General features: G+C 55.6%; 13 protein-coding genes. 7 read left to right on the top strand and 6 right to left on the bottom strand.

Annotated features, from left to right (window positions below; translation table 11 throughout):
- Positions 1-155: 155 nt before the first annotated feature.
- The 6 genes from UH5x_RS05635 (at position 156) to UH5x_RS05610 (ending at position 15,718) form a co-directional block, all read left to right on the top strand.
- A complete protein-coding gene (locus UH5x_RS05635; RefSeq protein ID WP_482635031.1) occupies positions 156-5,225 on the top strand; it encodes a two-partner secretion domain-containing protein in 5,070 nt (1,689 codons plus the stop codon).
- 261 nt (positions 5,226-5,486) lie between these two features.
- Positions 5,487-7,253: a ShlB/FhaC/HecB family hemolysin secretion/activation protein gene (locus UH5x_RS05630; protein WP_482635030.1), complete on the top strand. Its 1,767-nt coding sequence runs from the start codon at positions 5,487-5,489 to the stop codon at positions 7,251-7,253.
- A gap of 703 nt (positions 7,254-7,956) precedes the next feature.
- A complete protein-coding gene (locus UH5x_RS05625; RefSeq protein WP_482635029.1) occupies positions 7,957-9,123 on the top strand; it encodes an efflux RND transporter periplasmic adaptor subunit in 1,167 nt (388 codons plus the stop codon).
- A gap of 87 nt (positions 9,124-9,210) precedes the next feature.
- Entirely contained in the window at positions 9,211-12,480 is a 3,270-nt protein-coding gene (locus tag UH5x_RS05620) for an efflux RND transporter permease subunit (protein ID WP_482635028.1), read from the top strand.
- 69 nt (positions 12,481-12,549) lie between these two features.
- The gene (locus UH5x_RS05615) at positions 12,550-14,586 is read left to right on the top strand and encodes an alpha/beta hydrolase (protein WP_482635027.1); all 2,037 of its coding nucleotides are present in this window, start codon (positions 12,550-12,552) and stop codon (positions 14,584-14,586) included.
- 772 nt (positions 14,587-15,358) lie between these two features.
- Positions 15,359-15,718 carry an ion transporter gene (locus UH5x_RS05610; RefSeq protein WP_482635026.1) on the top strand — a complete coding sequence of 120 codons (360 nt, stop codon included), beginning with the start codon at positions 15,359-15,361 and terminating at the stop codon, positions 15,716-15,718.
- 26 nt (positions 15,719-15,744) lie between these two features.
- On the opposite strand, the gene UH5x_RS05605 is transcribed toward UH5x_RS05610, so the two are convergent.
- A complete protein-coding gene (locus UH5x_RS05605) occupies positions 15,745-17,118 on the bottom strand; it encodes an IS4 family transposase (protein ID WP_482633085.1) in 1,374 nt (457 codons plus the stop codon).
- 164 nt (positions 17,119-17,282) lie between these two features.
- Between UH5x_RS05605 and UH5x_RS05600 the strand changes: the two genes are divergently transcribed.
- Positions 17,283-17,669: an ion transporter gene (locus tag UH5x_RS05600; protein ID WP_482635025.1), complete on the top strand. Its 387-nt coding sequence runs from the start codon at positions 17,283-17,285 to the stop codon at positions 17,667-17,669.
- On the opposite strand, the gene UH5x_RS05595 is transcribed toward UH5x_RS05600, so the two are convergent.
- From UH5x_RS05595 to UH5x_RS05575, 5 genes are all read right to left on the bottom strand, one after another.
- Positions 17,661-18,818 (bottom strand): Wadjet anti-phage system protein JetD domain-containing protein, encoded by a 1,158-nt coding sequence (locus UH5x_RS05595; RefSeq protein ID WP_482635024.1) that lies wholly within the window; start codon positions 18,816-18,818, stop codon positions 17,661-17,663. The genes UH5x_RS05600 and UH5x_RS05595 overlap by 9 nt on opposite strands.
- The gene (locus UH5x_RS05590) at positions 18,815-22,195 is read right to left on the bottom strand and encodes an ATP-binding protein (protein ID WP_482635023.1); all 3,381 of its coding nucleotides are present in this window, start codon (positions 22,193-22,195) and stop codon (positions 18,815-18,817) included. The genes UH5x_RS05595 and UH5x_RS05590 overlap by 4 nt, the downstream gene beginning before the upstream one ends.
- 1,133 nt (positions 22,196-23,328) lie before the next feature.
- Positions 23,329-23,709: a GxxExxY protein gene (locus UH5x_RS05585; protein ID WP_482635022.1), complete on the bottom strand. Its 381-nt coding sequence runs from the start codon at positions 23,707-23,709 to the stop codon at positions 23,329-23,331.
- Between the two features lie 244 nt (positions 23,710-23,953).
- The gene (locus UH5x_RS05580) at positions 23,954-24,667 is read right to left on the bottom strand and encodes a DUF4194 domain-containing protein (protein ID WP_482635021.1); all 714 of its coding nucleotides are present in this window, start codon (positions 24,665-24,667) and stop codon (positions 23,954-23,956) included.
- Complete coding sequence (locus tag UH5x_RS05575) at positions 24,664-26,193, bottom strand: DUF3375 domain-containing protein (protein ID WP_482635020.1); 1,530 nt, start codon at positions 26,191-26,193, stop codon at positions 24,664-24,666. Before UH5x_RS05575 ends, UH5x_RS05580 begins: the two co-directional genes overlap by 4 nt.
- Positions 26,194-26,367 lie beyond the last annotated feature (174 nt).

The raw sequence follows: 26,367 nt of genomic DNA, 5'->3' as shown, positions 1-26,367 counted from the left end.
AGACGTGTAAGAGTTCGGGATCGTTCGCTATCGGACAAAAATTGAAATCTCATCTGGGGCACAAGATGAAACGTTGTTTGACGAAGAAGACTGACCGCCGATCGAACGGTCAGCCAGAGGGTGGCAGTGGAATCCGTCCAACACGAACCAGCGTGATGCGAAAGCGTTTGATTCTTTCCGCGATCCTGGCGGGCTGTTCGATGCCTGGATCACTGTTGGCTCAAGCTCCCGTTGGAGGCAACATCGTTGCGGGGGCGGGCACCATCGACAACAGCGTCAGCAATCTGACCAACATCACCACCTCGACCGACCGAGCGGTGATCAACTGGGACGACTTCTCCGTCGGCAGTGGACACACGGTCAATTTCGATCAACTCAGTTCCAATTCCGCGGTCTTGAACCGTGTGATCGGTTCGGCACCTCAATCGTTGATCAATGGAGCCATCACGTCGAACGGCAACGTGTTTGTTTCCAACGCCAGCGGTGTTGTCATTGGCAGCACCGGTGTCATCAACACCAACGGGTTCACCGCCACGACGTTGGACATCACCAACGACCGATTCATGAGTGGCGATCTGGCATTCAGCGGCAATTCGGATGCGGCGATCGTCAACAACGGTTTGATCTCCACCGGCGATGGCGGTGCCAATTTGATTGCGTCGCAAGTTTTCAACAATGGCACCATCGAGTCGTCCGGCACGATCAATCTGGCCACCGGCGGACGATTGAAAATGCCGGGAGGCAGCTACATCCAAGCCGACTTGGAAACGATCAGCAACGGCATCTCCAATGGTTCTTCGCTGATTCAAAACAGCGGTACGATTCGTGCGATCGGTGGTTTGAATGTCGGTGGCGAAGTGTACTTGGTCAATCCAAACGGCAACATCGTCAACGAAGCCACGATCGTCGCGGCACTTTCCAGTCCAGACGGAACGCAATCCGGTGGGACCGTGGAAATGGTCGCGTCGGCCGACGCGGCGCTGACCAACGCGTCGATCGATGTCAGCGGAAGTGTGGGCGGCCGCGTCGTTGTCACGGGCGATCGAGTCGAAGTGACCTCGTTCAACGTCAATGCTTCCGGTGAGTTGGGCGGTGGCGATGTTCGAATCGGAGGCGGTTGGAAAGGAACCGACGCCAAGGTTGTCAATGCGTCGACAACCAAGATCTCGGCCGACAGTCAAATCAGTGTCGACGCCACGGTCAATGGTGACGCGGGTTCCGTCGTTGTCTGGGCTGACACGGCAACGGACTTCGCTGGGCAAATCAACGCCCGAGCACTGGGGGATGGCGACGGCGGCCAGGCAGAAGTTTCTGGCAAGCAAGAGTTGGTGTTCACCGGCAACGCAGACCTGCGAGCGAGCCATCTCGACAAAGAACATGGCACCCTGCTGCTTGATCCAGCCTCATTCACGGTGGATTCTAGTAACCAAGACGCGATTCGTGCTCAATGGGGATCGGGAAACTTAGTGATCGAAGCCGCAGACACGATCGACATCGAAGTGGACGTCTTCCCCACCTTGTCATCGGGTGGTGATGAAAGCGGTTACCACGATGGCTCAAAAACGCAATTGACGCTACGTGAAGAAAGCGGTGGAAACGGAGCAGTTGACATCACGATCGCGGCAAACATCCGTGACAGTCGGCAAAACTCAGCCGCCGTTGAAATCAACGCGGGCACGGGCAGCGTCACCGTAACCGAAGACGGCTCGCTCAGTTCAAATCTTGGTGGCTACGAAGATGTCACCGTATCCGCAAATTCGTTCGATGCGGCGGGCAGCGTTTCGATCGACACTCTGATCGCGACCGGAAACGAAAGCGTCGGGATCGGTGACGCCGCCACAGGAACACTGAACCTCAGCGACGAAACGATGACGAACATGCGGTCCGTTGAAATCCGGGGCAGTGACTTCGATGTGGACATGGGCGGGCCTGCGAGTTCCTACTCGACGCTGAAGTTGGTCGGTGAGACGGTCAATATCGATCGCTTCGAGGGATACACATTGAACATTGAGTCCAATGATCTGACCATCACAGGGCCTGTGATCGGAGGCGGGAATTTCCAATTCATCGGCCAAGCCAACCAGTCGATTGGGCTGGGAAGCGGCAGCGGCGACTTGCAGTTCTCCAAGGCGATTCTGGCGGGGATCACTGGGTTCAACACGTTCGAGATGGGGCACAACACCGCTTCGGGAAGTGATATCTCCATCGTGGATGCCGGGCTGAATTTCAACAATGTGATCCTGCGAGGTTCGGCGATCGAAATTGACCGCCTGTCTATCGGAAACAATCTCAGTTTGTTCACGGACGCGTTGAACGTGCTCAATGCAGTCACCCAGGTGGCAGACACAGGAGCGTTGTCGATCCAGTCGATGACGAGCAGTCGTACCGTCGGACTTGGTGATTCGACCGTCGGTTTGTTGAACATCACAGCAGACGAGTTCGATCATCTTGGTCTCTACAGTTCGCTGGACGTCACCGTTGGCAGTGGTGATGTGATGGTGGACATGGATTTCACTGAGAACTACAGCAGCCGAATAAGAATTGATAACGGCAGCGGGTTGATTCATCTGGGCAATGTCAGCGTCGACAGCAACTTGTTTCAACTCATCAGCAACGACCTGCTGGTTTCGAACTCCGTCACAGGCGATGTCGACAAGACGGCTTTGGACTTGAACGCTGGCGTATCCCGGATGGCCGTCGGTTCCGCAGCGTCGGGTGATTGGACACTGGACAACACCGAATTTGGTCGACTGAGCAGCTTCAAACAACTGACCCTACACAACACTCAGGTCAACGGAATGCTTGATGTCGCAGGCGTTGAATTGGGTAACGAATTGGACTTCAGCTCCATCACACCTGGCTCAGTTAGCCTCTTGAGTGATTCGATGGCATTGAGCGACGTGTCGGTTCCGGATGCGTTGAATTTGTCCGTCTACAGTGGTCTCGCATTCGATGGTGGCGTGAAGACGGATGATCCGACGAGTGCCCTGACCATCACCGCGGGCCGAGCTTCCGATGGCACAAGCGGTTCCACCACAGTTGGGATCGGAGATGGCACAACGGGCGCGGTGCACTTGGACAACGACGAAATCAATCGAATCAATCAGTTTGAGACGGTTCATGTCGGTCACGTCTATGCAAGTTCACCCGGCACCACGCAAGTGAATGCGACGTTCGACAAGAACCTGACGCTCAGCGGCGGAGGCCAGACGACCATCGACTCACTGACCATGACCGACGGCAGTGATCTGGATGTCTCCACGCATTACAAGTGGGGTGGCACTGGCAATCCAGGCACGGACAAGATCGTTGTGGGGAATATCACCTCGGACGGCGACATCACAATCGACAGCAGTCGCGTCGAGGTGAATGGGGACGCTCACACGGTCAGCGGCGACGTGTTGGTCGAGGCAACATTGGCAACCATCGGTGATGGTTCTCAAACGAGTCACGTCAGCATTGGCAGTGCCAACGGAACGACAACGGTAGAAACCGAGGACTTGGACATCAATGCCAGCGGCACCGCAGGCGCCCAGATCGGGTACGCGTTCACCGGCACGGAATTGGAGAACGCGACGGGTGACATTGTTGTCGAAACCACGGGCGACGTGAACTTGACCGGGCAAGGTTCGCACTTCGCATCGATTGGGCATGGAGACTCGCTCGGTGGCGATGACACAGGCAAGACCGTTTCGGGCAACGTGACGCTCCACGGTGGCAAGAATGTGAATATCCAAACAGGGCACATCGGTCACCTCGTCGATGCCACTGGAACCTACGGTTCGGGGAGCACGTCGGTGTTCGCCGGCATGCAAGACTTCAATGAGGACAACGAAAACCGTGCGGGCGGTGATTACTATCAACCCTACACGCTGGAAGTCGATAGTCAGTCTGTGCTGGTCAGTGATGCGTATGCCGACGGAGGCAAACTCAGCCTGTTTGCTCCCTCACTCTCGTCCTACGACATTGATCCCTCTGCGTTGCTAAATGGCGGTCATGCAAGCGGCGATCCGCCAACCAATTTCGCTGGTCCCAGTGATCCCGCCAACGACTTCTATGGCGAATACATCGGCGATGCCTCTCACAACTGGTCGCTGTTTTCATCGCCCATTGGTTTGGACCTTCAGATTATCGATGCCACGTCGGTTTACGGGGATGTGATCAATTCACCTGCCACGCTCGACCTGCTCACGGACGCATCGGTCTTGTTTGGTTCACCGACAGTGACTGACCTTGGCTTGCAGGTCGACTACGAAAGCATCGATCACGAAACCGACGCGGGATCGTATGTGCTTCAAATCGATAGCGAAAATCTGAAGGGCGGGTACTACATTCGCAAGCTGTATCGAAACGGAGAAACCTACGGAACCGGACCTGGCACACTAATCACGAATGATGGTCGGCACATCATCACGCCTGCTGACCTGTCCATCGTGATCAACAATCAATCCAAGACCTACGGTGACCTGTTCAGCTGGGAAGGCACGGAATTCGACGCGACCGGGTTGGTGAACGGTCAAACAATCGAAGCCTTGGTGCTGGCCTCGGGTGGGGCTGCCGAAACAGCAAGCGTGCTCGGCGGTCCCTACTCCATCACGGGCAGCACCCCAACCGGAACCGGGTTCAAAGCATCCAACTACGGCATCTCGTACACACTTGGCACGTTGACCGTGAACCCTGCTCCGTTGGATGTGATCTTGCTTCCGGCGTCCAAGTTGTTTGGAACGGAGGGTGTCTCTGAAACCACTCAGTTCACGACCAGCGGCCTGAAGGGGTTGGACGCGATCGAACACATCGTGGTTGTCAGTGCCGGCATACCCTCGTCGGCGACGCCCGGGGCGTATGCGTTGAACCACGACGTTCCGTTTGGGGTTCACTTTGATGCGTCGAATTACACGATCAGCTTCACCGATGCGATTCTGACTGTGTTTTCCCCTGATGGCGAAAACAGCCATGACGTCTGGACCAGACACAATTTGGTTTCCTCCTCACTGCCAATGAGTCTCAATGGCAGTGGCGGCGGCATGACCAGCAGTCGCACCGGTCGGTCAGCGGTCGAGATCACCACACCAGGGCAAGAGGGTGACCTCAGTGGCAAGGGCGCGGGGCAACCGGATTTGGATGACACGGTGATGCCGCTCGAGCAACCAAGCGATCAAAACGCGACTGAGTCGAGTGTGTCATCCGTGGGAAGCAGTGATTCGCCGGGGAACACGACCATTTGAGAGTGTCAACTGATAGGCTGCACCAATTGTCCGGCTTGTTCGGCCTGTGCCTGTTGCGGGCACGGATGTACACGACGTCACGGCGTTGGTAAATCTTGCCGAATTTGATCGCTAGGGCAATCAAAAGCGTTTGTGAAGTCTTCGTTGCGAAGCTTTGCCAACACTATAAGCTAGTCTGTCGTGACGTACTTCCTGTCGGTTTGGTGCCACAGGAATTCTCCGGCAGCAGCTTGGGCATGGATGAATTTGGGGCAAGTCGGGATGGCGTTACGACGTTTTGGGGTATTGGCTGGCTGGACCTGCGCCGCGAGCCTGCTGTTTGGCAGTTCCGCATTTGGACAGAACTTTGAACGCTATCGTCCGAAGGTGTTCCAACCTTGGGAAGTCGGCAAGTTCGATCTCGACCTGCAGACCGAGACCGATGCGGAGACGCCCAGCAGCGACGTGGTGTTGGTCGACGCATTGGAAGCCGTCATCCTGCTGCCCAGCCGCGACGAGGTCGATCCTCACGAAGCGTTTGCGGAGTTCGATGGCGTGCATTCACACATCCATCACTCAGGCTCGCTGGCCAATTCATCTCGCGTTCAATCGATCATTGATCGCCATCTCGGGCTCCCGATCACGCTCCGCAATCTGAACCAGTTGTCGCGTGAGATCATCGAAGTCTACGAACGATGTGGGCAACCGATCGTCGATGTGCAGATCCCCGAACAAAAGATCACGGGCGGAACCGTCCAAATCGTGATCGTTGAATCGCGAATCGGTGCGATCAAGATCCAAGGTGGATGCTGGGTCGATCCCTGCTTGCTTCGCCAAGGCATCACGCGTTCTCGCGTTGGTGGCCGAATCCACGAATCGTGCGTCGCCGAAGATCTTTACTGGCTCAACCGCAGCCCGTTCCGATCCGTTGGACTGGACGTCGCACCAGGTTCACTCGATGGCACATCCGACCTCGCCTTTGAAGTCGATGATGTCTTCCCAATGCGAGCCTACATGGGATACGAAGACACCGGCGTGGAAGCATTGCGGCTGGAGCGGTTGTATACCGGCCTGTTGATCGGCAACCCGTTTGGCTACGACGGGTTGCTCGGTTACCAATACACCGCCGACTCAGAGTTTAATCGTTTGCATGCTCACGCCGTCAGCTACACCGTCGACCCCAGACGCGAACGCGGCTATCAAGTCTTTGGCAGTTGGGCATCCGCCGAACCCGCCCTGCCAGCTCCAATGAACCAGGATGGTGAAGCTTGGCAGGTTGGCACACGTGCATTTCACTACACCACCCGGACCGCACGCGCCGAGCGAGCTTGGTTCGTCGGGTCCGATTTTAAGTCATCGAACACGTCGGTTGAGTTCGGTGCCTTGAACACCTCCAACACGGCGGCTGATTTGTTGCAGTTCTGCCTTGGATACAACGCTTTGGTCCGCGAGGAAAACGGCGACTACGCACGGTTGAACACGATCCTCAACTATGGACCGGACGGCGGTTTCACCTCACAGAACAACGCCGCTGCGTTCAACAGCCTCCGTCAAGACACGGCGCCTGGTTACGCCTACTGGCGAACGTCGCTGGACATGCGTCGGCAACTTGGTCGCGATTACGAGGGAACCTTCCGAGGCACGGGGCAAATCTCGAGTGACCGGCTGCTGTTCAGTGAAACGCTCGGCTTCGGCGGATACGATTCCATTCGCGGTTACGACCAACGTGTGGCCAGTGGCGACAATGGTTGGCTGACCAGTTTTGAATTGGGGCCAAATGCCTGGACGTTTGGCAGCGGTGATTGCGAAAGCAATGTGAAAGCGTACACGTTCGCCGACCTTGGCCAAGCCTTCATCCTGGATAGCATTCCTGGGGAAGCCAAGGACCAGTTCCTTTCAAGTGTCGGAGTCGGCTGCCGCGTCGCAGTTGGTCAGAAAGGATCGCTTCGATTGGACTACGGGCACGGCTTCAACGACGTGCTTGGTGCCGATGCCGGTGACCGTATCCACGTCGGCTTCGTTTCGTTCTTTGGCCCCACTCCAAACTGACGAATCCCAAAGGTTCGAGATCGAAGCAGGTCGGCAGGAATGATCGGGCATCATCATGTGAGCCGTTTGGGCGTTCGCCCCGGTTGATGATGTGAGCCGTTTTGGCGCTTGCCTGGACTGCCAAATGTTTGCTGTTGGCGTTCTGATTGCGAATGCAATTATCCTTGTGGCTTCTGTCTTTCTTCATCCCGGTAGAGATGTCAGATGGTAGCCGGGGGTCGCTGCGTAGCAGCACACCCCCGGAAACCGTGTCTCCCAAAATACTGTCCCTCCCGCCGTGGCCATCGGCCACGGCGGGAGGGACAGTGACGACGTGGTTTTATGTCCGTCGGTGGCGCAGTCGCTTACCGACGGCTACACTCTGAAATCCCTACCGGGATGAAAACGTGCGCAACCACAGTGCGTCGCAGCAGCAAAGATTTAGCAGTCCAGCGTTCGCCTCGGTTGACCATGTGAGCCGATTTGGCGTTCGCCCCGGTTGTACGCAGGAAGCGGCCGTTTGCCGACACAGTTCGAATGCCGAAAGACTCCTGCCGACCTGCTTCACAACCAGGAAGCAATTTCCCGAGCCATACCTGCCTGCTCGGCATTCAAGCTTTCATCCCGACCCACTCGAATGTTTTTCGGTCACCCGCTAGATTTTGGGGCAGCGCCCAACAAATCTATCTGCCCCGCCGCTGGGGCGACCAAGACCGAGTGAACAATGATATTCAAATTCTTGCCAGCTTCTCCGTTGTGCATCGGTCTGTTGTTGGGTTTTGCAGCGGGGTGTTCCAAAGCAAAGCCGGCGGAAGACGCCTCCGCCCGTCCCACTCAGAAGGTATCCGTTGCGGTTGCCGTGCAGAATGACGTCACCGACTATGTCGAATTGGTCGGACGTCTCGCAGCGGACGAAAAGGTGGTGATCCAGTCACGTGTGTCTGGATTCCTTTTGAAGACACATTTCACCGATGGACAACGAGTCAAGGCAGGTGATCTGCTGTTCACGATCGAGCCTGACGAATACCAAGCGATTTACGAACAGGCCCAAGCACAGATTTCGGTGGCCGAAACACAGTTGGAATTGGCTCGAAAGAAGTTTGCTCGGTCTCAGAAGTTGCTGACCAACGATGCGATTTCTCGCGAAGAATTCGATGAGGACCAAGCGGCGGTGGCGGAAGCTGCCGCCAGTGTGATCGCCAAGCAAGCGGATTCGGCTCGCGTCAAACTGGATGTGGATTACACCAAAATCATTTCGCCCATCTCCGGGCGAGTCGATCGGGCACTGTTGGACGACGGCAACTTCGTTACCGGTGGACTGGTGGGTGGCACGGTGTTGACGACCGTTTTGAAGGATCGGCCCATCAAGGCGATTGCGAACATCAATGAGGGTGTGCGGTTGACGTTCATGCGTCGGCGACGCGAACTGGGTGGAGAAGAGTTCCAAGAAGCCGACAAGCTTCAGGAACTGAACATCCCGTGCTTTCTGCAGCTCCAAGATGAAACCGATTTCCCGCATGAAGGCAAATTGGAATACGCGGAAAGCCAAGTCAATGAGCAAACGGGCACCTCGCAGATTCGTGCGGTGTTTGAAAATGCCAGTGGTTTGCTGACGACAGGGATGTTCGTGAGGTTGAAGGTGCCTGTTTCCGACGCCCATCCTGCGGTCCTCGTGCCGGACACTGCGATCGGGACCGATCAGGCAACCAAATTTGTCTACGTCGTGGATGATCAGAACGAAGTGCAGCATCGCACCGTGGAAGTCGGTGACCGCAAGGGCAAGCTGCGAGTGATTCTGTCTGGTGTCAAACCCAGCGAATCGGTGGTGGTCGCGGGCATCCAGTTGATTCAGCCAGGCATGAAAGTGGATCCGGTTTCGGAATCTCCTTGACGGCGATCCTGTCAGTCTCTTTGTGTCGCCCTCCGTGTCGCCTTGAATCGCATTTCTTCTTAGTGGGCTACGGCCTGTCCAACGACCATGTCTCAATTCTTTATCAAACGACCGATCTTCGCCTGTGTGATTTCAGTGCTGATCGTGTTGGCGGGCGGCATTTTTGTCTGGACGCTGCCGATCGCTCAGTACCCTGAAATCGCACCACCCTCGGTCTTGGTCACCGCCAAGTATCCCGGTGCCAGCAGCGAAGTGGTCGCCGAGACCGTCGCCGCGCCGATCGAACAACAGGTCACTGGCGTGGAGAACATGTTGTACATGTCCAGCCAGTCGACCAATGATGGTGGGTACTCTCTGACGGTGACCTTTGCCGTCGGAACCGACTTGGACATGGCACAAGTCTTGGTGCAAAATCGAGTCAACCTGGCCACACCGGTGTTGCCGGCGGAGGTAAAGAGCACGGGCGTGTCGGTGGTCAAGGCATCCTCCAGTTCGTTGCTGGCGGTGAACTTCTTTTCGCCAGACCAATCGCGTGACCAGTTGTACCTGAGCAACTACGCGACGATTCGAGTGAAGGATGAACTGGCTCGTATCAATGGCGTGGGCGACATCACCATCATTGGTGAGCGTGATTACAGCATGCGGGTTTGGTTGGATCCCAATCGCATGGCGACGCTCCAGTTGACTGCTTCGGACGTGATTGGGGCACTGCAGGAACAGAACATTCAAGTTGCGGCCGGTGCGCTCGGTCGACCGCCGGTGCCGAGCGGCCAAGACTTTCAGTACACACTGAAGACGCTCGGCCGTTTGTCCACGGTGGAGGAGTTTTCCGAGATTGTGGTCAAGACGGGAAGCAATGGGCAGATCGTGAAGTTGGCCGATATTGTGACCGATCGGCGGACAGACGGGAGCGGTGCCTCGTTTGGCGGCATCGAGTTTGGTGCCAGTTTTTCAGACACGAAATGCAAACTCGACGGTGTCGCTGCTTCGGGGTTGATGGTCTTTCAATTGCCTGGTTCGAACGCACTGGACACCGCCAATCGAGTTCGTGACAAGATGGAAGAACTCAGCCAGAATTTCCCTCAGGGTGTGGAATATTCGGTGAGTTACGACACGACCCCGTTCATCAGCGAATCCATCGGTGAGGTGTTCAAGTCGCTGCGGGACGCGATCATCTTGGTCGCAATCGTCGTGTTGGTCTTCTTGCAGTCCTGGCGGGCAGCCATCATCCCGTTGATCGCGGTTCCCGTTGCCATCATCGGTACCTTCGCGGTGATGGCCGGGATTGGATTCAGTCTGAACAATCTGTCCCTGTTCGGTTTGGTGCTTGCCATTGGGATTGTCGTCGACGATGCGATCGTTGTGGTCGAAGCCATTGAACACAAACTCGAAAGCGGCATGTCGCCGGTGGAAGCATCCGAGAAAGCGATGCAGGAAGTGACCACACCGATCATTGCCATTTCGCTGGTTTTGATGTGCGTCTTCATTCCTTGTTTGTTCATCTCGGGGCTGACCGGACAATTTTTCAAGCAGTTCGCCGCGACCATTGCGGTGTCGACGTTCTTCAGCGCGTTGAATTCGCTCACCCTCAGTCCCGCACTGAGTGCCCTGTTGTTGCGTCCGAAGTCCGAACAGCACGATTGGTTTTCGCGGATTTTGAACTTCCTATTTGGTTGGTTCTTCAACCTCTTCAACCGTTTCTTCGGAGCCGTCTCAGGGATCTACGCCAGCATCGCTGGTTGGCTGATTCGGTTCGCGTTGATCGTCCTGTTGGTCTATTGCGGTTTGTTGTGGGGAACCTATGAGGCCATGACGACCGTGCCCACCGGTTTTGTGCCCGCACAAGACAAGGGGTATTTGTTAGTCGACATTCAGTTGCCCGACTCGGCGTCGTTGGAACGATCGGAGAAAGTGGTCGCGAAACTGAGTCAAGCGTTGTTGGGTAAACGCAGTGGCGACAGCAACTATTTGGCAGGGACGGTGGAGGCCGAACGGTCCTCGGACCCTGAATCGCAACACCATGGCGAACATGACCCGGACAACGGTTTGAAGGGTGTGGATCACACGCTCGAGATTGTGGGACAGTCGTTCATTCAGAACGCGGTTGGATCTAACTTTGCGTCGGTGTTTGTGATTTTGGAGCCGTTCCATGACCGCGAAGAAGCGGACCTCTATTCGGAGCGAATCGCGACCAAGGTTCGGCAGGCTGCGGCGATGGATATTCTGGACGCGAAAGTGTCGGTATTTGGTCCTCCGCCCGTGGACGGTTTGGGCAGTGGCGGTGGTTTCAAGATCATCGTTCGCGACGTCGGGCAAATTGGCCTGGCTGAACTGGAAAAGACAGCCGGTCAGCTCAGCAAGGCCGGCACATCCAAGCCAGAGATCATGGGAATGCAAAGCGGCTTTCGAGCCAACACGCCGCAGTTGTTTGTCGATGTGGATCGTGAAAAGTGCAAGACAATGAACGTTTCGCTCAATGAGGTCTTCTCGACCCTGCAAACGTTCCTGGGCGGCTACTACGTCAACGACTTCAACGCATTCGGCCGAACCTGGCAGGTCAACCTGCAAGCGGACCCGATGTTTCGTCTGTCGCCGGATCAGGTCACCCAACTGTACGTTCGTAGCAACACGAACGAAATGATTCCTCTGGGAAGTGTGGCGGTTGTTCGAGACACGACCGGTCCCGCCGCAGTGCAACGCTACAACGGATTCACCGCCGCTTCGATCAACGGGTTGGCGATGCCGGGCGTCAGTTCGGGAGAAACGATTCGTGCGGTGGAAGACGCCGTGGCCGAGACATTGCCCTTTGGATTCGACACGGAATGGACGGAGTTGACCTATTTGCAAATCGCAGCGGGAAACACCGCCCTGATTGTCTTTGCATTGGCAGTTGTGTTGGTATTCTTGGTGCTTGCGGCACAGTACGAGAGTTTGAAGCTTCCACTCGCGGTGGTTTTGGTGGTCCCGATGTGCTTGTTGTGCTCCGTCATCGGCGTCGCGCTCGCCGGGATGGATATCAACATCTTTGTGCAAATTGGATTCGTCGTGTTGGTCGGACTGGCTAGTAAGAACGCGATCCTGATTGTTGAATTTGCCAAAGAGCAACAAGAACAGGGGCTCAGTAAATTTGACGCCACGATTCAGGCGTGTCGTCTTCGCCTGCGTCCCATCATCATGACTTCGCTGGCATTCATCCTGGGTGTGGTCCCCTTGGTGTTGGGAACTGGCGCCGGGGCCGAGATGCGATCCACGCTTGGGGTGGCTGTCTTTTCAGGCATGCTGGGCGTGACGTTTTTCGGCATCTTCTTGACACCTGTTTTCTACTACGTCCTCGCCAATCGGACGCCTCCGTCCTGATCGCAACCGTGCTTGGGTGAGCTACGTGATCGTACTGGCACGTTTTTTCGTTATTGCAGGAGCCAACGAGTGATCCATCGCGCAGCTATCAAGGTCCAATCGTTGTCGCGGTCGTACCTGGACTCGTTTTCGTTCACCGGATTGGTGTTCGCAACGCTATTTTTCTGCGGATCGATCACGCCGTCGTTGTTGCCTCGACCCTACGTTGTCCAAGGAATCCTGTCTGGGTTTTCGCTTGCCATCGGTTACGTCGTGGGTGTGCTTGCGACGTGGGGCTGGTCGTTCCTGGAATTGCCCCAGCCTGGAAGTACGCTGGCACGTCGTTCCAAACAGATCTGCGTGACGCTGGTGTCGATCGTCTTCGCACTTTCGATTTGGTATGCAACCGAATGGCAGAACTCGATTCGTATGTTGATGGAGATGCCGCCGCTCCAGTCAACGGCTCCGATTCACTTCTTTTTGATCGCGCTTTTGGTCGCATTCATTCTGGTTTCGATTGCTCGTTGGATGATTCGTTTCGGGGCCTCCCTTTCCAATCTGCTGCAGAGATATTTGCCTCGCCGAATTGCCATTTCAATCAGCACGGTGTGCGTGTTGTTGCTCGGACTGATGGTCGGCAATGGCGTGATTGCACGAGGGTTGCTGAACGCTGCGGATCGTTTCTTTTTGCAAGCCGATTTGTTGATTGATGACGGCATCGAACAACCCACATTGGACCTCGCCTGCGGTAGCGAGCAGTCGCTGGTCGATTGGGAAGCAATCGGCCGTCGAGGAAAGGACTTCATCGGGGGCGGCCCCAAGGCGGAAGAGATTGAAAGGCTGAGTGGGCGACCTTCGAAGCGTCCGATTCGGGTCTATGTCGGGATGCGAACGGACGAAGACGAGCAAGCCAGAGCAACGCTCGCTTTGGAAGAACTGAAACGCGAGGGCGCGTTTGATCGCAAAATCCTGATCGTCGCAACACCCACCGGCACCGGTTGGCTTGATGAAAGTGCGGTCGACACAGTCGAGTATTTGCATCGTGGCGATACAGCGATTGTCAGCATGCAGTACTCGTATTTGCCCAGCTGGATCACCATTTTGGTGGACCCGTCTCGGTCCAAACGATCCGCCTCCGCGTTGTTCGATCAAGTCTACGCGTACTGGACCACTTTGCCGAAAGAAGAGCGGCCTCGGTTGTACTTGTTCGGATTGAGTTTGGGTTCCTATGGATGCGAAGATGCAGCGGACTTGATGGAGACCTTTCAGGATCCGATCCAAGGTGCAGTCTGGAGCGGGCCTCCGTTTCCCAGTCGGCAATGGGCGTCCATTGTCAGCTCTCGCAATGCGGGAACGCCCATTTGGTCGCCAACTTTTCGCGACGAATCGATGGTCCGGTTCACGTCGCAACAGAACTCGCTCGAAACCCAGAAACGCTGGGGGCCGATTCGAAATGTGTACATCCAGCATGCGAGTGATCCGATGGTTTGGTTTTCACCCTCATTGGCCTGGCACCAACCGCAATGGCTTTCCGAACCACGTGGACCGGATGTCTCTCCTGGTTTGCGCTGGTATCCCATCGTGACGTTTCTGCAGATCGCTTTTGATTTGCCGATGGCGACCAGTGTTCCACTTGGCTACGGGCACAACTATTCGCCGTCGAGCTACATCGACGCTTGGGTTGCCGTGACCCAACCGGAGGGCTGGTCGAAGTCTGATTTGGACAAGCTTCGCGAACGCTTTGCCACACCAACTGAAGACGTCCAGCCGCCCATCCCAGACTTTGACCCGAGTTCGATTCCTTCCGAGTTGGATTCGGAACCCACCGAACCCATGAATCGACTTCAAATCACCGCCGAGGGGGAGCTTTACCGCAACGGCGAACTCATCTCGCGGTCGGCCGTGATAGACGATCTGCGTGGTTTTCCAGATGTTTCTGAAGTTCATGTCGTGGTCGACGGAGATCCGACCGTCACGGTGAAAACTGTTGTTGGGCTGCAGAAGAACTTGGGCAAAGAAGTCCCAAACCACGGTCCATTCACGTACTCCGTTACTCGTGATTCAGACGAACTGTCGTCTGGTGGTGATGCCTCGATCATACGGTCGGAAGAAAATCGAAAGGAATGATCGGGGACAACCACGCGAGCCGTTTTGGGTTGGCGGGTTGTGTGCGGTAACCGTGGCGAACGCCGTGCGGCTGACATGTGTTGGATGCATTTGGGGAGAAGGGACGCTGGCGACGAGAAGACGTTTGAGCTATCGCCCCGGACGGGGCCGACGTTCTTAGCTCGGGGCGGAAGCCCCGAGATTGATTGCGAGAAACGGCAGGTCGCCCCGGATGGGGCCGTCGTGGGGATGGGATGCGGTTTCCCGCTGACGATTTGGCGGTCCGATTTGGGGTGCTGGTTGTGTGCGGTAACCGTGGTGAACGCTGTGCGGTTTACATGTGCTGATCGCGTGTTGGGCGAAGAGGCGAAGACGACGGGAAGACGTTGAGGTATCGCCCCGGACGGGGCCGACGTCCTTAGCTCGGGGCGGAAGCCCCGAGATTGATTGCGAGAAACGGCAGGTCGCCCCGGATGGGGCCGTCGTGGGGATGGGATGTGGTTTCCCGCTGACGGGTTGGCGGTCCGATTTGGGGTGCTGGTTGTGTGCGGCAACCGTAGCGAGCGCCATGCGGCTCACATGTGCTGGATGCATGTTGGGCGAAGGGGCGAAGACGACGAGAAGACGTTTGAGTTATCGCCCCGGACGGGGCCGACGTTCTTAGCTTGGGGCGGAAGCGTTGAGACTTCCAACGAAAACCGTTCAAATCCCGAAAGACTCCTGCCGACCTGCTACGGTTTCAACGTCGAGTCGCGATGCAAACAACAGATGCACCTAGGAAAGGAAAAATCAATTGGATCTCAAGCAGATCGTCGAGAAAACGGACACCAAGGCGGGACTCGTCTTTGACCTGACCATGCAGGCCTTGATCGTCGTCTCGTTGGTGGATTTCTCTGTTGAAACGATTCCTGGTCTATCAGATACCACGCGTGAGATACTGTGGTTTGTTGAGCTTGGGACAGTGGTCGTTTTCACAGCTGAATATCTCATTCGCCTATTCGTCGCCGATCGCAAGATCGAATTCGCGACCAGCTTCTTCGGTGTCATCGACCTGCTTGCGATTCTACCGTTTTATCTGTCGCCAAGCAGGTCGGCAGGAGTGATCAAGCACAACCATGTGAGCCGTTTGGGCGTTAGCCCCGGTTGTGCGTGAAAACCGTGGCTAACGCCGAATGGCACTTACTTTAGATCCGAGTCTTTCAGTTTTGACGGTGGTTTCTTTCGCTTTTCGAATTGCGCGTCTTTGGGCCGTTTGCGGTACGCCTCGCGTCGGTATCTGCGTTTGCCTCGAATTGGCAACTTGTCTTTGCGGGCGATCGCCAGGGCGGTTCGGTAGGCCTCGCGCCACTGGCTAGGCTCGGTGTGCATGTGTCGCAACAAAAAAGTCTGAAAGGTGGTCCACGTTCGCTTGAAACTCATTCGACGCGGCGGAACTTCCTCCATGGCGGCCGCTTCGATACGAAGCTGACTGGTCAGGTTGTAAGCCACGACTGACGTGTAGAGTTCTTTCATGAATGTGTCGACACTCTTGGCACGGATATTCTCGGCATCCATCACCACCTTGAAGTTGCAAATGTCAATTTCTACATCGTAGCGACGCTCAAATAATGCGGCCAACGTGAAAGCTTCGTCGGCCAGCGTGCTGACCAGATAAAGCGTCAGCGAGTCGGTAACCTTGACCTCGTGCAGAAAAACATCGCACTGGCAATCCGCGGGCAACTCCGGTTGGGTCTGGCGATTCTTCTTCGTGGGTATCCACGTGTGTCGGTAACTTTTGTGATGTTCGGATTGCTCAATCAGCTCGGCATTCTTCTGCAGCGAATGAAAGTTAGCCTTCTTCATTCGCAGCAAAATGTCGTGCCCTGCATTGATGGCTTCATACGCGACTCCAAAGATCCCAAAGCCCGCATCGGACATAATGATCGAGTGCTCGGGAAGCTGCTCAAAACCTTGGCGAGCAAGTTGCGTCTCGGAGACTGCCTCGGGCCCGTACATCGGTCCGACTTGCGGAAGCATTGCAGCGCCGCTGGCAAGTTCATGAAAGACGGTTAACAACGCGCATGGCCAGATACCTTCGCCGAGTTGGTTGCTTGCCGGTGGAAACGCTTGTTGGAGTTCTTTTTCCGGTGCAAGAGCCATCGTGGTTCCGTCAATCAGGAACACGCGTTGTTGGTTGAATGTAGGCTCGGTGGCCGAAATGATGCCGGAGCTGACTTCCTCGGCAAACCAACGAACGACTTCTAGAGGCAGTCGAGATCGCGCTCGGCTGTAGGCACCCGATGCGGTCGAGATCGTGTTTTCGTCGAGTCGTTTGTTCTCGGGAAGATAGCTCGGCCTAGTTTCGATCAGGTGTTTCACCGCGTTTTCGAGTGAGGCATCGGGCTTGAGACGCTGGTAGACGAGCATCCAAAGGACAACGCAGGCGGTGTAGACAGTGTGAGCTCGCTGGGCAAAAAGCTCGTTCGCATCTTCGAAGTTGACAAGCTGATGCAGCAGTTCGAAGGAGCGGTCAAACTGCTGGTCGGCTTCCATGCTTCGCTCGGAATCGTTCATGCCAAAATGGCTCCTTTTTGAGAAAGGAAGCCTGAATGCGCAAAAACTGTGCCAAGATTATCGCAGCTGAAGACTCAATCTAAAGTAAGTGCCATTCGGCTAACGCCAGCGGCTCACATACCCGATGACACCTGCGTACCTGCTTAGGGTTCGACCTTCGTTCCATGCGAGCGTTTCGGTTGTTGCGTCTGTTTCGAATTCTGAAACTGGCGAGATACAACGCGGCTGTGCGAAGGTTTCACCGAGCCTTGTTGATCGCTTGGGAAGAATTGGTTCTCTTCGGCGTGGTTGCCGTGATCGTGCTCTACCTCGCGGCGGTTGGCATCTACCATTTCGAGAACGAAGCTCAACCCGATGCTTTTGCCTCGGTGTTTCATTCGCTTTGGTGGGCGGTGGCGACGCTGACAACGGTTGGATACGGCGACGTCTACCCGTTGACCGTGGGTGGCCGCATCTTCACGTTTGTCGTGTTGATCGTCGGATTGGGCGTTGTGTCGATTCCCGCCGGATTGATCGCGTCAGCGCTTTCCAAGGCAAGAGAATCAGAGTGAGAGTGCCTTGAATATCAACTCAGTCGGCAAGTGTTCTTGCTCGATCCGAAGGTTGGTTTCGCACACGTGGTGATAGCACCGCAGTTCGCTCTCACAAAGATTCTCGACTGCATGAGCCTCGCTCGCGTTGCCTTTGGTCGCTAGATCGGCAAATTGCTCCACGATGGATCGGTCCATCAAACGGCTTTCCACGTGCGGAAGAATCACTCGGAGTCGATCGAGAATGCGAAACCCGTCGGCATCCAGATCGCCCCAGTAAATGACTTTGCACTTCGAAAGCCAGGAGATCTCAGACAGTTGCGTCACCCCGTTTCCCAGTCCGCCCAACGCAAGCGTTCGACGCATCGAGGGCAGCGACAACAGACTCACTTTATTCTCGACAATGATGACTCGCTGGTCCCTTGCCGGCAGCTTGTCAATGGATTCAGCGGGCAATGAAAGTTCGTCAAATGGTAGCCCCAGATCGTGTTGCAACGCTTCGTCGAGGACTCGAAGCAAGTAGTGCGGACGGGCGTAGCGCAGCCCGTATCGAGGTTCAAATTGGTCGTGGCCAAACCGGAAATCAATCGCGTCGGGCGGCAACAGCAGATCCAGCCAGATTGCCAGCCGACGACGATGTTGCTCGATCAGCTTGGTGGAAACGGCAACCGGCAACTCACGAGCGAAACAGTCTGGACGCGGATGCAAAAGCATGTGATCGAGAATGCTGAGCAAATCAGGAAGCACGTCGGACAACTCCAAAATCAACTTCCAATTCGTCCCCGCTCGCAACCAGTCTTCGAGCCTCGGTTGACGATCACGAAGCGTGGCAACGGCCAACTGAAGCGACTTCCAGTCACCCACCCGGTCACTCAGTTCAACCAGGTCATCCATCGTGTCCACGAAAACTGCATCGGGAAAGTCATTCTGCCCATGCGTGCGACTTCGACGGGATTTCCATTCGATTCGGTACCCTGATCCGATCGTTCGTTTGCTGTGCTCACGCAGGGACTCGACTTCCGCGATCGCTTTTGACAAATCCTGCGAGGGTGTCAGGTTGGCGGGGATTCGGTGTGGGAAGAACGCCTCCAGCTCATGGTTCAACCAAGCCTTGATTGCCTTCCCAAACAGTCGCTTTGCTTTGTCTCGAATCTGTTTGGCAGTGATCATGCTTCCTGATCCGTGGCTCGATACTGCTCGGTCGTCAGGCTGATCAATTGGCTGCGGTGCGTGTCGGGATCTTTGATGATGTGACCATACGTGCCAATATAGCTCTCCGTGATCCGTGCCTTGGCGTCCAGTGGCGCGACGATGGCCAACTGCAATCCAAAACGTTCAAACAAATCGAGTGCGTACTTGGCACGCGTGTCATCGCTGCGTGAAAACATTTCGTCCACCATGACAAATTGAAATCGTTCGCGGGATGGATCATCCGGTTGGAGATCATATTGATAGGCGATCGCAGCGACCAACACCAAGAACGCCAGTTTGCCTTTCTCGCCACCGGATTGCCCGGTGCCTCCGTCGTAATAGCTGCCTGGTTCACCCGATACCGTATCGTATTCGCGAGCCGCGAATTTGAACCAATTCCGAACATCGATCACCTTTTCTCGCCAACGAAGGTTCGCGTCGTCTCGAAGTCGGTCGACCAGCTGTTCGATCTTCTTGAACGTTGCTTCATTGGCGTCGTCGGTGCCACCTAGCGTTCCTTCCAGGCAACCCGCAAGCTCCCGTCGAAAATCACGGATCTCCGCGTCGGACGTGTCGCTTGGTTCCAGGCGCATGAACGAGCCTGGATTCCAATCGAGTTGACGCAGGGCTTCGTTGAGCGTTTCGACCTTGCTGCGAATTTCTTCTCGTTCGTCTTCGAGTGATCCATGTAGCAAGCCGATCTCTTGAAGCACTTTTTCCTTGAGTCGCTGTTTGAACCGCCGCTCGTGACGAGGCAGGTCGTCCTTGTTGATTCGCTCGGCAAGTTGTTTGAAGCTGGGCAATGCTTGAGGCGTGGGATCGAGTTCCGACTCGAAGACAGGGAATCGATTCAACAATTTGCTCATCGCCTTGGTCAGGTTGTCCCGGACTGGAACGATCCGCTCTTCCAACTCGCTGACACGGACGTTCAGTTCATCCGCAATATCCCGCGGTAACATCCCAAGATTCTCCAATGTCAGTTTACGCTCGCCCAGTTGATGGACGATCCCGTTGAAGAACGCTTGGGTGGAAGCGAATCGATCGTTCGAGCGAGCCTCCTCGACTTTCGCATCAACTTGTTTCAAGATCCCTTCGCTTTTCCCGATCTCTGTCTGCAGATTGGAGCGTTCCCCCACAAATCGATCTCGTTCGGATTCCAGCCCCTGGATCTCCGCATTGAGAGCCGCCAGCTTTGCCTTGAGCTGTCGAACTTGATCGCTCGACTCCTCCAGCTTTTGCTTTTCGAGCCTCAATTGAGAGGCTTCAAAATCGTGCCGGTGATCGTCGATGGTGTCGAACTGCGTCACCGCCGATAACTCGTCCAACAGGCTCAGCCTTCGCGTCGCCTGGTCGCTCCTACGACGGAGTGACTCAGCCGATGAAACTCTGCGATCAAGCAACGCCTTTTGTTCTCCGATCGATCGTTCCAGTGCCTCTCGCTTGGTGCGATTGTCCCAGCCCAAAACGAAGTGCTTTCGGTCCCCAATCGCTGTGCGGTCATCTTTGGCGTGTTGCCGGCGGTTCTGTTTGACGTGTCGATGGACCGTCATCGCCCGACGACCCGCCATTTGAAAGTCTCGGATGGATTCGCACGCCAGGTGGTCGAACCGTGACAGAATCTCGCCGCGGACATACGGGACCAGTGGATGGTTGTCGCGGTAGAGCAACATGTCGGGCAGGCCCAGGTCGGTCGATGGTTGCGATGGAGTGGACTGGCGAGCCCCGATACGATCGTAGGTCAATCGCAGACCTCGACCGCGTGAATCCGTCAGACGCTGCGAATCGACAAATCCTGAAACCTTGGCATAGAGGTCGTCTGGGACCAACAATGTTCTCGCAAAGGAATGAAGCACCTGTTCAATCGACGCTTCCCAGCGGCCATGATCCGGGTTGACGGCGATCAACTCGGCCGCGAACGGAAGATCGGTTGGCGAGAGTCGAAAGGCAGCGCACAGTTCACTGCGAACTTCAATGAACGCGTCGGGCAGATTGCCCTTTCGTTGGCGAAGTGATTCCAGTTCGCTTTCGTCGGTGGCGAGTTCCTGACGCAGCACACCGATTTCATAGTTGAGTGATTCGAGCTGGTCGGTGGCGGTTTGTTTTTCGATCGCGATTCGTTGTTGCTGATCGCCAATTTGCCGGTGAACCTTTTCAAGTTGCTCGGGACTGGAAATGGTTTCGTCGATACCAACTTGCTTCAGTTTCGACTCATACAAAAGGCGTTTCTCTTTTTTGGACGCCGCATGCTGTTCTTCCTTTTCGATCAAAAAGGGGAGTTGCTGCAGTCTGGCCCCACCACTGTGGCGAATCTCGTGATCAACGGACGCGGCTTCACCACGTTTGGATTTCAACGAGTGATCCAGCAGACTGATCTGTTCATCAAGATGTTCCAATCGCAGTTTCCATTGCTGACACAGCGGACGCAAAAGTTCGCCGGTTTGGATGTCAAAGAACAACCCCGATGCAGCGAGTTCTTTGCGAGCCGATTGCAGCTTGGCGTTTGTCTCTTGGAACCGCTTGCCTGTTCTTAAGATCGGGACCAGCAACTCCGACTGCTGACGCACCTGCACGAGTGCACGATGAGCCTCACTCAACTGGGCAAAGTGTTCGAGCAGTTTGCTTACCTTATCGTTCCACGACTTCTTTTCCAGCATGTGATCGCGAATGAACTGATCCAGTCGCTGGACATCTTTCACCGCGACGGTCTGGTTGAAGATATCCATTGCCTTGGAACGAAATTTGACCAACCGTTTCATCCACCCGTGATAGGTTTTGAAGTTCTCGGTGACTTCAAATCCCCGGTCGATCAACGTGCTCTTGATGTCACCGGTGGAGGTCAGATCGCCCAGGTCACCTGCGATGCTGCGAGGTTTCCGATCAAACGCGTAGAAGATTTTCCGATCGCCGCTCGACGTCAAATACATCACCTGGCAAACCGTGAACGACTTGCCCGAACGAGCGCTGGCGAACGTGGCCAACAGGGCCGTGTAGAATCCAGTCCCTTCCCGGAGGTACTGAATCCTGGGCTTCTCATCGCTGCCGGCGGTCCGGTCGTACGCACCGCGAATGTACGTTCGTTCGTCGCGTTCTTTCTTGGATGCCCCAGCGGCGACGTTGTAGTTTCGAACCCCGGGACGAACCAGCAACGTCAACATCGCATCGACCAGTGTTGACTTGCCCGCTCCGTTTTCACCGACCAGCAAACAGGAAGTCCCTTGAGGCGAGATCGAGTGGACTTGGCCGTCAAAAGTTCCCCAATTGAAGACTTCAAACGTCGCCAGACGGAATCCGGGCTTCATACGTTCTGACACTTCATCGTCGTCAGCGAATAATTCGAGTGGTTGAGAGGGCTTCATGTTGGTTGGCGATAAAATTCGAGAGACTGAGAAACGCATCACGCGACAGGATATCAGACGTCAAGGTTCCCCTCTGCGTCCCTGCGCCTCCCCGCCTCTGCGTCAACTTCCTACCAACCGTTTCCAACGCGATGGAAGCCGTTCTTCACTTTGTGTTCACCGAATTGGACCGCTCCACCTGATCCAGCCTGATGGATTCGATGCAGAGGCGCGAGAGACGGGGAGGCGCAGAGGGATAGGCCTGGGCTGCGAAAAGTGAATTCAACTAGACCGTTTGGGCGGCTTTCCGACGAATGGGATTGATACAGCGGTTGGCGTTATTGAAAAAGTCAAAGTGTAAATTGACAATTGCAAAATGCCGGAAATACGTGGATGAGATCGCGTCGCTTTGCATTTTTCAATTGTCAATTGGACTTTTTCAATGAGTTGCATTCGGTTCGCACACTTACCGCGCTGCCAACTTTTCCCATCAGCTCAGGGCTGGCATTACGATCAAGTGTCCACGCTGCCCTCTGCGCCCCTGCGTCTCCCCGCCTCAGCGTCAACTTCTTACAAACCATTTACGACGCGATGGAAGCCAGAATTCACTTTGCGTTTTCCGAATTGGACGCCTCCACATGATCCAGCCTGATGGGTTCGACGCAGAGGCGCGAGAGACGGGGAGACGCAGAGGTACAGACCAAGTATTCGATGTCTGCGCCCTCCTCTGCGTCCCTGCGCCTCCCCGCCTCTGCGTCAACTTCCTACAAACCGTTTACAACGCGATGGAATCCATCCTTGACTTTGCGTTCACCGAATTGGACCGCTCCACATGATCCAGCCTGATGGATTCGACGCAGAGGCGCGAGAGACGGTGAGTCGCAGAGGTACAGGACCGAGTATTCGATGTCTGCGCCCTCCTCTGCGTCCCTGCGCCTCCCCGCCTCTGCGTCAACTTCCTACCAACCGTTTACAACGCGGTGGAAACCAGAATTCACTTTGGGTTCACCGAATTGGACCGCTCCACATGATCCAGCCTGATGGGTTCGACGCAGAGGCGCAAGAGACGGGGAGACGCAGAGGTACAGAACCATGTATTCGATGTCTGCGCCCTCCTCTGCGCCCCTGCGCCTCCCCGCCTCTGCGTCAACTTCCTACAAACCGTTTACAACGCGATGGAATCCATCCTTGACTTTGCGTTCACCGAAATTGACAACAATCCCCAGCTTCAGATTCATCAACCGTAGATAGGTGAGACACTGAACGGCAAAGATGTCGTTGTACTTCGAAGTGGCTTTGCACTCGACGATGACCAAGTCATTCACGACCAGGTCCAGCCGAAGAGGAGTCGACAAGACGTTGCCTTTGTATTGGATCGGAACTGCTTGTTGTCGTCTGACCGACAAACCGGTTTGGTCGAGTTCCCAGGCCAACGCCTCCTCGTACACGCTCTCCAGCAATCCAGGCCCACCGAGCGTGCGATGCACTTCGATCGAAGCGTTCAAGACGACCTTGCTGATGTCGTTTTCTTTCATGATTCACCACACCGGTTGAAGGGGAAAAGCAGGGGCGAAGAAGCGAAATACTACCCCACCCGCTCCCCTCCGCGTCCCTGCGTCTCACCGCCTCTGCGTCAACTTCCTACCAACCGTTTCCAACGCGATGGAAACCATCCTTGACTTTGCGTTTTCCAAAATGGACGCTTCTGCTTGGTTCAGCCTGATGGATTCGACGCTGAGGCGCGAGAGACGGAGAGACGCAGAGGTACAGGACCAAGCATCAGATGTTTTCGCTGCCCTCTGCGTCCTTGCGTCTCCCCGTCTCTGCGTCAAGTTCTTCTTCCTGGACCGATCCCGCGTCGCTGCGTTTCAACTCCGCCTCCAAATCCGCTCGCAACCTTTCCAGTTCCTGCAACGGCAATCTCGCTTTCAAGATCCGACGGACTTCCCAACTGGGGGGATCCTTTTCGAACTGGCGAACGAATTTCAGCTCTTCGAGTTTTCGAAGTTGACCGCCCAGATTCCGATTCGCTCGCACGTCGTCAGTCTCCGTTGGGACGAGCGATTGCCAAACTTCGAGTAACGCCGCTTGAGTCACCACACAACGACCATCGCGATGAATTTCTTCTTCGAATTGACGCAGTTCTTCTCGCAGCAAGACGCATAACAACGACGCCTCGAACGTCAGTCGCACGCTGCGAAACAACTTTGGAATCGACGGGTACTCCGGCGGCAGTGACTCAGGATCGATCTGACGCAGGTAGGCCATCCCGTCTTCTTCGTTGACAATCAATTGCAACCCGATCCGAGCGAAGTAGTCCGTCAGCGGCGTGACGCCCGACAGAATCCGTTCCCACGTGTCGCCAGCGTCGTCGTGATAGACAATGCCTTGCAACAATCGAACTGCCGCGGGGGCCCAAGGTACCGGAGGCGGCATCGTGTCGGAGAACATTTTGTCGGGCGTTGGGTCCGTTTGCGAAGAAGGTTCTGTCATCGTGGTTTTCCCTTCCGGACGGGTTCGTTTTCGATTTGATGCGTCTTTGAGAAAGTGACCAGCGGAACACGAACGTGAACCGTGCTTGATTCGCCGCTCAAAGGATCTTCCGTCGTCACCGTCACCTGTTCGGTCGCTTCGGCATCGATGGTGTGACCGTCCTCGTGAGCAATCTGCATCCATCCGACCAACTCGATCACGCCGACCGTGGGTGGGCGATGTTCCAGCAACTGTGACAACGTGATGTTGGTTTGCAGATCCGTGACCCGGTGCACCAAGTCTCGCATGCGATCCCATTGCAAGCGTTTCAGCCCGGATAGCTTGCGAGCATGCCGTTTCGCTGTTTCCCAGTCAATCTCGTTGGTTTCCACGGCGATGTCGAAGACTTGCGGGGGAGTCCAAAACGGTCGGGTCAATGGCGAACTGATGCCCAACGTCGTGTCGACTCGCAATCCGATTTCGCTCGGCACGGGGATTCCCGTCTGCATCGTGGATTGTTTCATTTTCGCTGCCAAGGTCCGAACCTCTTGCAAAACTTCGGCGGTTCGCTTGCGATGGCTGGTCGATCGACTGTCCAGCAAGCGTCTGAGTGTTTGCGACAATCGTCCTGTTTGACGAAGCACATTTTCGGCTTCTGCCAACAACGAAGGAACCATTGCCCGAACGTGTTCAATGGCGCCGCGTTGATCGGCGATGGCTTCCAATCGTGTCACTTCGGCGATCGTCTCTCGTAGTTTGGCTTGAGCCTGCGGCGAAAAGAGGAAGGCGACAAAGGCATCGAAGCTGACACCTTCGTCTTGTTGTTTGACCAAGTCCTCCGCATCGAGTGCACCGGCCAAAATGTCACCGCGACCGCGCTCGGTATCAAGAGCCCCGCGGGTCACATCGCGAGCGATTTCTTCAAAGCGATCTTCGACCGCCCGGAAATCACCTTGCAGGGTCTTCAGCAGGTCAACAGCGGTGTGGAAACGTTCGCGAACCTGCGCGGGATGGTAGGTCTCGATCTCAGCGCCCCCGCGAATTGAATCGATCTGACGGTTCAAGTCGTCACGCTGTTCGATCAGGGTTTGCAATCGCTGTTCACGATCCGAGGAAGCGCCTTGGACCAAATCGGTCAGCGTGTCGATGACCAACCGCAATCGAGATTCAGTGCCGACCATTCGCGTTTCGCGAGAGATCGACTGTTCAAGAAACCCAATCGCGTCTTCGGCATAGCGAGTCAGTTGGTAGTGCGGGCTGGACGATTCAGCTGGCAGAAAGCGTCTCAGCCACCCCGCATCCGACCATTCCCGAAGGTAGCGATCCGCGGAACCTGAGAAGGCGTCGTATCCGTCCTCCCGAAGTTGTTCTTGAAAGACGGTCAGTCGGTGTTGCAGTTCGTTGTGCGACAACGAGATCGCTGAATCTTGCCCGGTCAACTTCAACGAATGGCGGAGAAAGCAAACCACAAACGCCGCCTGATCGGCTCGCAGCAAACGAACCGTTGGCGAGGATTCCAAAAACGCGACCAATCTCTCAATTTCCATCGCGGCATTCTAATCTCACTGGCACACATTTGCTGCACGCCACGTCTTCCCGCCATCAGAATCCCGCGGTTCGCATCAATGTTGCACGGCCATCTTTGTCATGCCTCGACAGGCAAAAAACGCCCTGCAAAGCAGGTCGGCAGGAGTCTTTCGGCATTTGAAATGTCTTGGCAA

It is taken from the genome of Rhodopirellula sp. UH5, assembly GCF_056839225.1.
This window is presented reverse-complemented; position numbering and strand designations above follow the sequence as displayed.

Bases quoted from the DNA above. Each gene is read 5' to 3' on its own strand.
- UH5x_RS05635 (WP_482635031.1), top strand. From the start codon at position 156: ATGCGAAAGCGTTTGATTCTTTCCGCGATCCTGGCGGGCTGTTCGATG.
- UH5x_RS05630 (WP_482635030.1), top strand. From the start codon at position 5,487: ATGGCGTTACGACGTTTTGGGGTATTGGCTGGCTGGACCTGCGCCGCG.
- UH5x_RS05625 (WP_482635029.1), top strand. From the start codon at position 7,957: ATGATATTCAAATTCTTGCCAGCTTCTCCGTTGTGCATCGGTCTGTTG.
- UH5x_RS05620 (WP_482635028.1), top strand. From the start codon at position 9,211: ATGTCTCAATTCTTTATCAAACGACCGATCTTCGCCTGTGTGATTTCA.
- UH5x_RS05605 (WP_482633085.1), bottom strand. From the start codon at position 17,118: ATGAACGATTCCGAGCGAAGCATGGAAGCCGACCAGCAGTTTGACCGC.
- UH5x_RS05600 (WP_482635025.1), top strand. From the start codon at position 17,283: ATGCGAGCGTTTCGGTTGTTGCGTCTGTTTCGAATTCTGAAACTGGCG.
- UH5x_RS05595 (WP_482635024.1), bottom strand. From the start codon at position 18,818: ATGATCACTGCCAAACAGATTCGAGACAAAGCAAAGCGACTGTTTGGG.
- UH5x_RS05590 (WP_482635023.1), bottom strand. From the start codon at position 22,195: ATGAAGCCCTCTCAACCACTCGAATTATTCGCTGACGACGATGAAGTG.
- UH5x_RS05585 (WP_482635022.1), bottom strand. From the start codon at position 23,709: ATGAAAGAAAACGACATCAGCAAGGTCGTCTTGAACGCTTCGATCGAA.
- UH5x_RS05580 (WP_482635021.1), bottom strand. From the start codon at position 24,667: ATGACAGAACCTTCTTCGCAAACGGACCCAACGCCCGACAAAATGTTC.
- UH5x_RS05575 (WP_482635020.1), bottom strand. From the start codon at position 26,193: ATGGAAATTGAGAGATTGGTCGCGTTTTTGGAATCCTCGCCAACGGTT.